This window comes from Frateuria sp., from assembly GCF_013362045.1.
GTDB lineage: Bacteria > Pseudomonadota > Gammaproteobacteria > Xanthomonadales > Rhodanobacteraceae > Frateuria_A.
This window is the reverse complement of sequence record NZ_JABFWW010000196.1, coordinates 1-11,159: the sequence shown is the minus strand read 5'-3', so window position 1 is coordinate 11,159 and position 11,159 is coordinate 1. Positions and strand designations below refer to the sequence as shown.

The window sequence follows — 11,159 nt, the reverse complement described above, 5'->3', positions numbered from 1 at the left end:
GGCCTGTACGCGCGGCTGTGGGAGCGCCAGACCGGCGGCTTCGTGGCGGTGGAAGACGCCGCCTGAGCGGGCGCGGAGTACCTTCCTCGTTTCACGGGGGAAGGTGCCCGGAGAGCAGGTGGCGCTTGGCGAAAACCTTAGTGTCCGTGCGCGCCGCGGGACTTCTTCAAACGCGCCTTCGCATCGGCCTTGGCATCGGCCTTGGTATCGAGCGAACCGGTCGGGCCGGCGCCTTCGTCCGCCGGCGTGTCGGAGGGATCGCCCTGGGTCTGCTTGAGCAGGCCACCCAGGCCAAGCGTCGAGTTGCCCGAGGCATCCGTGCTGGTGCTGGCGTTCGCGCCAGCGCCCACGCCCGTGTTGGAGGGCATGCCGGTGGTCGAGACGCTCGCCTGCGCCGAACCGCGGGCGCCGGTGGCGGATTGGCCGGGGGCGACCTGCGCGAAGGCGGGAATGGCGAACACGCTGGCACCGAAGATGAGGGCAGGCAGGATCTTGTGCATGAGTCGCTCCATGGGCTGTTGTGCGGGCGGGTACAGCGATGCCGACGCTAGGGGCCCGAACCCGAGCGCTCTCTGAATCGCCGCCTGCGGCCTTAAGCGCGCGGACAGATCAATGAACGCGATGGTGTCCACGCGCGGTGAAGGGGAGCGGCGTCGTAGGGCTTCAGCCCGCCGGCCTTTTCTTCGCAAAAGCGTCCTGCTGGGCTGAGCTCACTTTCGCCCGTCAGGCGGTCTCGAGCGCCGCCGCGGCTACCTGCAGTGCCTGCGCGATGGCGGCTGCGGCCTCGCGGCCGTCGTGCACGGCGCGCACCACCAGGTCGGCGCCGCGCACGTTGTCGCCGCCGGCGAACACGCGCGGGTGCGTGGTCTGGAACGGCAGGCGCCCATCGCCACCGACCCGCAGGCGGCCATCGGCGTGCAGCTGCAGGCCGTGCGCGGCGCACCAGGCTGGCGGGCTGGGGCGGAAGCCGAAGGCCTGGATGACCACGTCGGCACGCAGCTCGGTTTCCGTGCCCGGCACGTTGCGCGGCTGCAGGCGGCCATGACCGTCGTCCGCCAGTTCGGTAGCCACCACGCGCACCGCACACACCCGTCCGCCTTCACCCAGCAGCGCCACCGGCTGGCGCTGGAACAGGAAGCGCACGCCTTCCTCGCGGCTGTAGCCGACCTCGCGCGTGGAGCCGGGCATGCTCGCCTCGTCGCGGCGGTAGACGCAGGTCACCGAGGCCGCGCCCAGGCGCAGCGCGGTGCGGTTGCAGTCCATGCCGGTGTCGCCGCCGCCGAGCACCACCACGTGCTTGCCGGCCAGGTTCAATGCCTCTGGCAGCGGCGCGTCGTCGAGCAGGCGCTCGACGTTGGCGACCAGGAACGGCAGCGCATCGTGCACGCCGGCCAGCGCGCGGCCGGGCAGGGCGCCGTCGACGAAGGTGTAGGCGCCGGTGCCCAGGAACACCGCGTCGTAGTCGGCCAGCAGATCCCCGAGCGGGATGCCGGCGCCGATCTCCACGCCCAGGTGGAAGCGCACGCCCATGCCTTCGAGCAGCGCGCGCCGCGTGCGGACCACCGCCTTGTCCAGCTTGAATGGCGGAATGCCGAAGGTGAGCAGGCCACCGATCTCGCGTTGGCGGTCGAACACGTCGACCGCCACGCCGGCGTGGCGCAGCCGGTCGGCGCACGCCAGCCCCGCCGGTCCGGCGCCGACCACGGCGACGCGCCGGCCGGTCTCGCGCACCTGCGAAAGATCCGGCCGCCAGCCCTGGCGCAGCGCCTCGTCGGTGACCCAGCGCTCGACGCTGCCGATGGTCACCGCGCCGAAGGCGGTCTGCTCCAGCGTGCAGGCGCCCTCGCACAGACGGTCCTGCGGACAGACGCGGCCACAGATCTCCGGCAGCGGGTTGGTTTCGTACATCAGCGCGGCCGCCTCCGTGATGCGGCCCTCCTGCACCAGCCTGAGCCACTGCGGGATGTGGTTGTGCACCGGGCAGGCATGCGCGCAGTAGGGGTTGCCGCAATCGATGCAGCGGCCCGACTGCGCGGCGGCTTCGGAGGTGGCAAATTCGCCGGCGATCTCGCCGTAGCCGAGCACGCGGATCGCCACCGGCACGGTGCGCGGAGGCTGGCGGGGCAGGTCGAGGAACTGGAAGAGCTTGTCGGTCATGCCGCACTCCGCAACTCGTCGGCCAGTGCGGCCAGGCTCGCGGCCTTGGGCTTGACCAGCCAGAACTTGTACTGCAGCCCGCGGAAGTCGCGCAGGATGCGTTCGCCCCAGGCGCTGCCGGTATGCGCCACGTGCCGCTCGATCAGCCGGCGCAGGTGCTGCATGTGGTGCTCCATGCCCTCCGGCGAGATGCGCAGCAGGTCGACCAACTCGTGGTTGTAGCAGTCCACGAAGTCGCGCTCGAGGTCCAGCACGTAGGCGAAGCCGCCGGTCATGCCGGCGCCGAAGTTGAGGCCCACCTTGCCCAGCACTACCACCACGCCGCCGGTCATGTATTCGCAGCAGTGGTCGCCGGCGCCCTCCACCACCGCTAGCGCGCCGGAGTTGCGCACGGCGAAGCGCTCGCCCGCGCGGCCGGCGGCGAACAGTTCGCCGTCGGTGGCGCCATACAGGCAGGTGTTGCCGATGATCGCCGCATCCTGGCTGGCGTAGGCCGCATCCGCCGGCGGCCTGACCACGATGCGCCCGCCGGCCATGCCCTTGCCGACGCCGTCGTTGGCCTCGCCGGTCAGCTCGATGTGCAGGCCGCGCGCATTCCACGCGCCCAGGCTCTGCCCGGCGCTGCCGTCCAGTTCCAGCACGATCGGCTCGGCGAGGCCGGCGTCGCCCCAGCGCCGCGCGATGGCGCCGGACAGCCGCGCGCCGATGGCGCGGTCGATGTTGTTTATCGGATAGCGAAAGCAGCCGCCGGCGCCCAGTTCGACCAGCGGTGCGGTGTCGGCCTCGATCTGCCTTGCGAGCGTGGCCTCGTCGCGCTGCGGGTTGCGCGGCAGCACGCAGGCGGCAGCCGCGCCGGCGTCCAGGCCGCCGAGCAGGGGTGCCAGGTCCAGCCGCCGCTGCACCGGCGTGTGACCTTCGATCTGCGCGAGCAGGTCGGTGCGTCCGACGATCTCGCTTAAGGATCGCGCGCCCAGCCGTGCCAGGTGCGCCCGCACGTCCTCGGCCAGCAGGCGGAAGTAGTTCGCCACCATCTCGGGCAGGCCGGTGAAGTGCTCGGCGCGCAGCACCGGGTGCTGGGTCGCCACGCCAGTGGCGCAGTTGTTGAGGTGGCACAGGCGCAGGTACTTGCAGCCCAGCGCCACCATCGGGCCGGTGCCGAAGCCGAAGCTCTCGGCGCCCAGCATCGCGGCCTTGACCACGTCCAGCCCGGTCTTCAGGCCGCCGTCGGTCTGCAGCCGCACGCGGCCGCGCAGGGCGTTGCGGCGCAGCGTTTGCTGCGCCTCGGCCAGGCCCAGTTCCCACGGCGTGCCGGCGTACTTGATCGAGCTGAGCGGACTGGCGCCGGTGCCGCCGTCGTGGCCGCTGACGGTGATCAGGTCCGCGCCGGCCTTGACCACGCCGGCGGCCACGGTGCCGACGCCCGCGTGGCTGACCAGCTTCACCGAGACCAGCGCGGCGGGGTTCACCTCCTTCAAGTCGTGGATCAGCTGCGCCAGGTCCTCGATCGAATAGATGTCGTGGTGCGGCGGCGGCGAGATCAGGCCGATGCCCGGCTTGGCGTAGCGCAGCCGCGCGATGGTGGCGTCGACCTTGTGTCCGGGCAGCTGGCCGCCTTCGCCGGGCTTGGCGCCCTGCGCGATCTTGATCTGCAGCACCTCGGCGTTGACCAGGTACGCGGGCGTGACGCCGAAGCGGCCGGAGGCGACCTGCTTGATCTTCGACATCTTCTCGGTGCCGTAGCGCGCCGGGTCCTCGCCGCCCTCGCCGGAGTTGCTGCGCGCGCCAAGCCGGTTCATGGCGATCGCCAGCGCCTCGTGCGCCTCGGGCGAGAGCGCACCCAGCGACATGCCGGCCGAGTCGAAGCGCCTGAGGATGGCTTGGGCCGACTCGACTTCGTCCAGCGGCAGCGGAGCGCCCAGTGGCTGCGGCGCCAGCAGGTCGCGCAACGCCGAAGGCGGGCGACGGTCGACCGCGTCGGCATAGGCACGCCAGTCGAGCCACTCGCCGCTGCGCACCGCCTTCTGCAGCGTGGCGATCACGTCGGGGTTGTACATGTGGTACTCGCCGCCGTGCACGTACTTGTACAGGCCGCCCACGCGCAGCGGGCGCGCCTGTTCCCAGGCCTCGGCGGCGAGCACGCGCTGGTCGGCCTCCAGTTCCGCAAAGCCGGCGCCGCCGATGCGCGAGGGCGTGCCGGGGAAGCACAGCTCCACCACTTCCGGCGCCAGCCCCACGATCTCGAACAGCTGCGCGCCGCGGTAGCCGGCGATGGTCGAGATGCCCATCTTGGAGAGGATCTTCAAAAGCCCCTTGCGGATGCCGCGGCGGTAGCTGCGGCCCAGTTCGAAGCGGTCGCTGGCGATGCGGCCCTCGCGGCCCAGCTCGAACAGGCTCTGGTAGGCCAGCCAAGGGTAGATCGCGGTGGCGCCGAAGCCGACCAGGCAGGCGAACTGGTGCGGGTCGCGCGGCGTGGCGGTCTCCACCAGCAGGTTGCACTGGCAGCGCAGGCCTTGCTCGACCAGATGCGCGTGGACCGCGCCGACGGCGAGCAGCGCGTGGATCGGCAGCGTGTCGCGCGTGGGGTAGCGGTCGCTCAGGAAAACCAGCGCATGACCGGCGCGCACCGCATCGGCGGTTTCGCGGCAAAGCCGGCGCAGCGCCGCCTCCAGGCCTTCCTCGGGCGCGTAGTCGAGGTCGAAGCGTGGCGTGCCGGCGAACTGCGGCAGCGCCAGCAGCTGGCGCAACTTGCGCTGCGAGAGGATCGGCGAGTTGACCAGCACCTGCCGCGCGTTCTCGGGTTTGAGCTCCAGCACGTTGCCTTCGGGCCCGAACTGGGTCACCAGCGACATCACCAGCTTCTCGCGCAGCGGGTCGATCGGCGGATTGGTGACCTGCGCGAAGGCCTGGCGGAAGCGGTCGAACAGCGGACGCACCTGGTGCGACATGGCGGCGACCGGCGTGTCGTCGCCCATCGAGCCGGTGGCTTCGGCCTCCAGCTCGGCGATCGCCTTGAGCACGCTCTCGCGCTCCTCGCGGGTGAGGCCGTAGAGCTTCTGGTAGCGGTGCAGTTCGTCCGGCGGCAGCGGCTCGGCCGCGAGCGAGGGGTCGATCAGGTCCGATTCCAGGTAGCTCACGCCCGCGCGCAGCCAGTCGCGGAACGGCGCACGCGCGCGGTTGATCGCGTCAATGTCGGCATCGTGCAGCAGGCGGTGCTGCGTGAAGTCCACCGCGAGCATCTCGCCGGGTCCGAGCCGGCCCTTGGCCACGATGCGCGAGGCGGGCAGGTCCCACAGCCCCGCCTCGGAGGCGACGATCAGGTGGTTGTCGTCCGATAGTGCCCAGCGCGCGGGCCTGAGGCCGTTGCGGTCCAGCGTGCAGGCGGCGTAATGGCCGTCGCACATCACCAGGCCGGCGGGGCCGTCCCAGGGCTCGCTGTGCAGCGCGTAGTACTCGTAGAAGCCGGCCAGGTCCTCGTCCAGGTTCTCGCGCGCGGCGAACGCCGGCGGCACCAGCACGCGCATCGCCGCGAGCAGGTCCAGCCCGCCGGCGAGCAGCACCTCCAGCGCGTTGTCCAGGCTCTCGGAGTCGGAGCCGTCCTGGCGCACCAGCGGGCCTATGTCCGAAAGGTCCAGCAGCGGCGAGCGCAGCACCGCCGCGCGCGCCTGCATCCAGCGGCGGTTGCCGCGGATGGTGTTGATCTCGCCGTTGTGCGCGAGCAGCCGGAACGGCTGCGCCAGGCGCCACTGCGGCGTAGTGTTGGTGGAGAAGCGCTGGTGGAACACCACCGCGTCGCTGGCCAGCGAGGGATGGCGCAGGTCGGCGTAGACCTCGCGCAGCCGGCCGGGCGCGGCCATCGCCTTGTAGCCGATCACCTGCGCCGACAAGGTCACCACGTAGAAGTGCGCGTCGCCGGCCATCGTGAGTTCGGCGCGGCGACGCGCGCGGAACAGCGCGCGCTCGAACGCGTCCTCCGCCATGCCGGGCGCGGCGTCGACGAACACCTGCCGCACCCGCGGCTGCGCCGCCGCCGCGAGCGGGCCGCAGGCCTGCGGGTCGATCGCTACCTCGCGCCAGCCGGCCACGCGCAGGCCGGCCTCGGCCAGTTGCGTTTCCAGCACGCTCGCGCCGCGGCCATCCTCGGGATCGAGAAATACCAGGCCCGCCGCGAAGCATGCGGCCGGGTGCAGCCCTGACTCCGCCGCCAGCGCACGCAACCATGCGGTCGGTCGGCGGATCAGTACGCCGCAGCCATCGCCGCTGATGCCGTCCGCGTTCACGCCGCCGCGGTGCGAGAGACGCGCCAGCGCAGTGAACGCCGCGTCCACCAGATCGGTGCTGGCGCGGCCGTCGACCTGCGCGACCAGGCCGAAGCCACAGCTGTCGTGCTCGAAGGCGGGGTCGTACAAGGAGGCGATTCGAGACTCTGGCATGGCACCTGCTCTGCCTGGCGAAAGGCACGCATGCGTCATGGATGCGGCATGGCATGCGCGAACGGCTCCACTTGAGCACAAATGCTGCGATGCGTCAAACAATGGATGATGGACGGCTAGACGTCCAATCTGCATGGACAGGCGTCTACCTGAACGAGCGGCCGGTTGCCGCGCCCTGCCGATGCGCGAAGCCTCGATTTGCAAGGAGATGGCGGCCATGCGGCAACAGGGGGCCTGGGATGCCTAGACGGCAGCACCGCGAAATGCCCGCGTGCGGTTTGCTTCGGTGCCTATGTGCAGACGCAAAAAAACTAGGCAAGGTGGAGCCCGGTGAAGTGCACGTAGGCCGGTGCCGGCACCCGTGCTCGCCCGGCTTGACGCGCATCGTGGCGTCGGTGCCTAAATCGGCGGGCCACCGGGGGGCAGGAGCAAAGCGACAGGATGGACGGACGTCCAGACGTCCGCCGCGACGACCCTAGCGGTGTGCGCCGTAGGCGGCAACCTGGACAGGCGAGGGCGCCCTTGCCGTCGCGACGGAGGAGCCTGCCGGCCGGGGTGGCATCAACGCATCGAGCTTGCCCTTGAGGCGCAACAGGGCGACGCTGGCCATGTCCTGGTCGATCACCTGCTGCTCGGCGGTCTGGTCCGGCGGCGGCGCGCCGGGCGCGTAGGTGAGGTCGGCCAACTGCGGCGCCAGCACCTGGGTCAGGGCGAAATAGGGGTCGCCGTGGACGCCCGCGGCCTCCAGCAGCTTGCCCGGCAGCATCCAGGAGGCGAGATTTTCGCGCTGTGGCGCGCCGGGGTTGCGCGGATCCAGCAGCAGCCACACGCCCGGCTCCCGCAGCATGTCGCCATTGTCGACGAAGCCCGTGATGGCGTAGCTGTTGCTCAGTGCCGGCAGGTGGTCGCCGTAGAACAGCAGCAGGGTGGGGCGGCCGCGCTGCGCCAGCAGCTTGGCCAGGCGGCCCAGCTCGGCGTCGGCGTGGCGCGCGTGATAGAGGTAGGTCTGCAGTTCCAGCTTGTCCTTGCCGCTGATGCCGTCGGGCACGGGAATGGCATCGCGCTCGGCGGTGTTCGCCGGCGGGACGTCGTAGGGTCCGTGCGCCTCGATGCTGATCGCGAACAGGAACTGCGGCGGGCCGGCATCCTTCAGCTGCGCCATGATCTCGTCGGTCATCGCGCTGTCGGCCATGTACTTGCCGTCGTTGGGCGCGTCCTTGGGGAACGAGGACTGCGAGACGAAGCGGTCGAAGCCGATCGCCTTGAACGCGCTGGTGCGGTTCCAGAACGACGGGTCGTTGCCGTGCAGCGCGGTGGTCGTGTAGCCGTGGCGGCGCAGGGTACGCACCAGGCTGGGCACCACCTTCTGGTGCAGCGTCAGGTAGGGGAACTGCAGCTCGTCGAAGTAGCGCAGCGACAGGCCGGTGAGCACCTCGAACTCGGTGCGGATGGTGCCGCCGCCGAAGGTGGGCACGTGCAGCGGGCCGCTCAGGCCTTGCTCCTCCAGGCGCAGCAGGTTGGGCGTGAAATCGCTCGCTTCGTAGCCGCGCATGCTGCGGGGATCGAAGAACGATTCGCTCTGCACCACCACGATGTCCGGCAACTCGCCGCTGGCCGGCGAAACCGGCTGCAAGCGGTCGTGCAGGGCCTGGCTGTTCTGTGCGATCAGGGCCTTGGCCGCGGCCGGATCGGCCACCCTCCTGCCGTGTCCGTATTGCAGGTGGAACATCAGGAGCGAGCTGACCAGCCCCGAGTGGGTCGCCGTCGAGCTGGCCGACCAGGGCTCGAGCCACAGCACGCGCCCGTTGTACAGCTTGCCCCAGACGGCCAGGCCGCCGAGCAGGCTCGCCAGCAGCACGGCGGCGGCGACGCCGGACAGCAGCCGTCCGCCGTGCGTGCGCCGGGCGAACAGCGGCGGCTCCAGCCGCCACATCGCCACCACCAGCGCGACGGCGGCCAGCATCCCGAGGTAGGGCCAGGGACTGTGCGGCAGGTAGCTCAGCAGCACGTGCGCGCCACCCTTGCGCAGCTGGTCGACCATCAGGAAGTCCGCCGGCATCAGCGGATTGCCCAGGTTGGCGACCTTCAGCGCGTTGACCTCGTAGACCAGCCCCTGCAGCAGGAACACCACGCCGAACGAAAACAGCAGGCGCCGGGTCAGCGCCAGCAGCAGCCAGGCCCCCAGCAGCCCCGGCCAGGCGTTGGCGAGGGGGAAGCGCGCCTGGTCCAGCAGGCGCGGCGGCACGACGCCGGCGCCACCGTCGATCAGGCCGGTCAGCAGCACGAAGGCCAGGCTCATCAGCGCAACAGCCGCCATGCGCCCGGCAAGCGGTCGCCAGCGTGCGGTCGTCGGTCGGGTGGGGTGGGGCATGGGAGATGTCGCACCGGTCACATGGGGAAGGATGACTGTAATCGGGCGGAAATGAACTGCTCGTTCGCCCCGCGCAAGCGGTTGCTGGCGGTTCATGCGGGCCGCGCTGCGGCACAATGGGCCGATGCCTGCCACCGAAAGTCCCGCGCTGCGCGCGCTGATCGACGACCGCTACGCCGAGCTGGCCGCCCGCTGCCGCGCCGCCGGGGTGGCGCTGCACGACGATGCCGGCGTGGCCGAGCGCATCCGCGCCACGCTGGCGGCCAGCGACTTCGCCTTCGAGGTCTGGCGGCGCCAGCCGCAGCTGCTGGCGCGGGCCGGGCTGGAGCGGCTGCGCGCCGGCGGCGACGCCGGCACCCGCATCGGGGGGCTGGCCCTGCCGCAGGATGAGGTCGCCACCCTGGCCGCGCTGCGCCGCTTCCGCCACGCCGAGGCGCTGCGGCTGGTGTTCCGCGACGTCAACGGGCTGGACGACCTGGCCGAGACGCTGTCGGCCACCAGCGTGCTGTACGAGGCCTTGCTGGGAGCGGCGCTGGGCTGGTCGGAGCGCTCGCTCGCCGCGCGCTTCGGCCACGCGCGCGACCACGAGGGCGCGCTGCAGCGGCTGGTGGTGATCGGCTTCGGCAAGCTCGGCGGCTCCGAGCTCAATTTCTCTTCCGACATCGACCTGGTGCTGGCCTATCCGCACGGCGGCCAGAGCGACGGCGCGCGCGCGCTGGACAACAGCGAGTACTTCGTAAGGCTGGGGCGCCTGCTGGTGCGCCTGCTCAACGAGCCCACCGACGATGGCATCTGCGCCCGCGTGGACCTGCGCCTGCGCCCGTTCGGCAATGCCGGGCGGCCGGCGCTCTCGTTCGCCGCGATGGAGCAGTACTACCAGAGCGAGGGCCGCGACTGGGAACGCTACGCCTGGATCAAGGCCCGCCCGGTGGCCGGCGACCGCGCCGCCGGCAAGCAACTGCAGGAGCTGTTGCGCCCGTTCGTGTACCGCAAGTACCTGGACTACACCGCCTTCGCCGGCCTGCGCGAGATGAAGGCGCTGATCGACGCCGAGGTCGCGCGCAAGGACCTGGCCGACAACCTCAAGCTAGGCCCCGGCGGCATCCGCGAGATCGAGTTCATCGTGCAGCTGACGCAGCTGATCCGCGGCGGCCGTGAACCCTCCCTGCGCGTACGCGGGCTGTTGCCGGCGCTGGCCGCCTGCGAGGCCCGAGGGCTCATCGGCGCGGCGCGCGCCAAGGCGTTGCGCGAGGCCTACCAGTGCCTGCGCCGGGTCGAGAACCGGGTACAGATGCTGCGTGACGCGCAGACCCACGACCTTCCCGACGACGCGCTCAGCCGCGAGCGCATCGCGCGCGGGCTGGGGCACGAGCAATGGGAAGCGCTCGAGGCCGAACTGGCGCACCACCGCGCCGTCGTCAGCGAGGAATTCGCCGCGGTACTGGTCCCTGCCGGTGGCCGCGCCGCTCGCGTGGAGGTGGCCGACGCCACGTTGTGGCAACAGGCCTGCACAGGCACGCCGGAGGCCGGTGTGCTGGAGGCCTCCGGCTTCGTGCCCGGCCAGGAGGCGGCCGAGGCGCTGGCCAAGCTGCCGCAGGCGTCCTCGGTCCGCGCCATGTCGCCGCGCTCCCGCGAGCGGCTGGACCACCTGATGCCGCACCTGATCGGTGCCGCCCGTGCCAGCGCCGCGCCGCTGCCTTGCCTGCTGCGCCTGTGCCGGCTGGTGCAGGCGGTGGCGCGGCGCTCGGCCTACCTCGCGCTGCTGGAGGAACAGCCGGCCGCGCGCGCGCGCCTGGCGAAGCTGTTCGCCGACAGCGCCTTCCTGGCCGAGCGGGTGATCGCCCAGCCGCTGCTGCTGGACGACGTGCTAGTTCCGCGCATAGACCAACTGCCGCTGAAGCGCGCCGACATCAGCGCCGAGATCAGCCGTGTGCTGTCCACGCTGGACGAGCGCGAGGCGGAAGCCGAACTGGAGCGCATCAACGAGTTCAAGGCGAGCATCGCCTTCCGCCTCGGCCTGGCCTTCAACGACGGCCGCGCCGATGCGGCGGCGACTGCGCGCCGGCTCGCCGCGCTGGCGGCGGCGGTGGTGGAGGCCGTCACCGCCCTGGCCGAACGCGAGCTGGTCGCGCAGCACGGGCGCCTGCCGGGCGAAGGCTCCGGCTTTGCCGTGTATGGCTACGGCAGCCTGGGCGGCGAGG

The 11,159-nt window shown here is 71.5% G+C and carries 5 protein-coding genes; 1 reads left to right on the top strand and 4 read right to left on the bottom strand.

The annotated features are described in order from the left end of the window. Positions 1 to 137: 137 nt before the first annotated feature. The 4 genes from HOQ08_RS09075 to HOQ08_RS09060 form a co-directional block, all read right to left on the bottom strand. Positions 138 to 500 (bottom strand): hypothetical protein, encoded by a 363-nt coding sequence (locus HOQ08_RS09075; RefSeq protein ID WP_291193496.1) that lies wholly within the window; start codon positions 498 to 500, stop codon positions 138 to 140. 223 nt (positions 501 to 723) lie between these two features. Beyond that, positions 724 to 2,157, bottom strand: a complete 1,434-nt coding sequence (locus HOQ08_RS09070; protein WP_291193494.1) for an FAD-dependent oxidoreductase — start codon at positions 2,155 to 2,157, stop codon at positions 724 to 726. Next, positions 2,154 to 6,587: a glutamate synthase large subunit gene (gene gltB, locus HOQ08_RS09065; protein WP_291193492.1), complete on the bottom strand. Its 4,434-nt coding sequence runs from the start codon at positions 6,585 to 6,587 to the stop codon at positions 2,154 to 2,156. Before gltB ends, HOQ08_RS09070 begins: the two co-directional genes overlap by 4 nt. Before the next feature lie 475 nt (positions 6,588 to 7,062). Beyond that, on the bottom strand, positions 7,063 to 8,886 hold the full coding sequence (locus HOQ08_RS09060; protein WP_291193490.1) for an LTA synthase family protein: 1,824 nt from the start codon (positions 8,884 to 8,886) through the stop codon (positions 7,063 to 7,065). A gap of 196 nt (positions 8,887 to 9,082) precedes the next feature. On the opposite strand from HOQ08_RS09060, the gene glnE reads away from it, so the two are divergent. Continuing rightward, positions 9,083 to 11,159: bifunctional [glutamate--ammonia ligase]-adenylyl-L-tyrosine phosphorylase/[glutamate--ammonia-ligase] adenylyltransferase (gene glnE, locus HOQ08_RS09055; RefSeq protein WP_291193488.1), on the top strand; the 2,077-nt coding region annotated here is incomplete at its 3' end.

Excerpts from the sequence above, each read along its gene's own strand:
- HOQ08_RS09075 (WP_291193496.1), bottom strand. The coding sequence starts at position 500 with ATGCACAAGATCCTGCCTGCCCTCATCTTCGGTGCCAGCGTGTTCGCC.
- HOQ08_RS09070 (WP_291193494.1), bottom strand. The coding sequence starts at position 2,157 with ATGACCGACAAGCTCTTCCAGTTCCTCGACCTGCCCCGCCAGCCTCCG.
- gltB (WP_291193492.1), bottom strand. The coding sequence starts at position 6,587 with ATGCCAGAGTCTCGAATCGCCTCCTTGTACGACCCCGCCTTCGAGCAC.
- HOQ08_RS09060 (WP_291193490.1), bottom strand. The coding sequence starts at position 8,886 with ATGAGCCTGGCCTTCGTGCTGCTGACCGGCCTGATCGACGGTGGCGCC.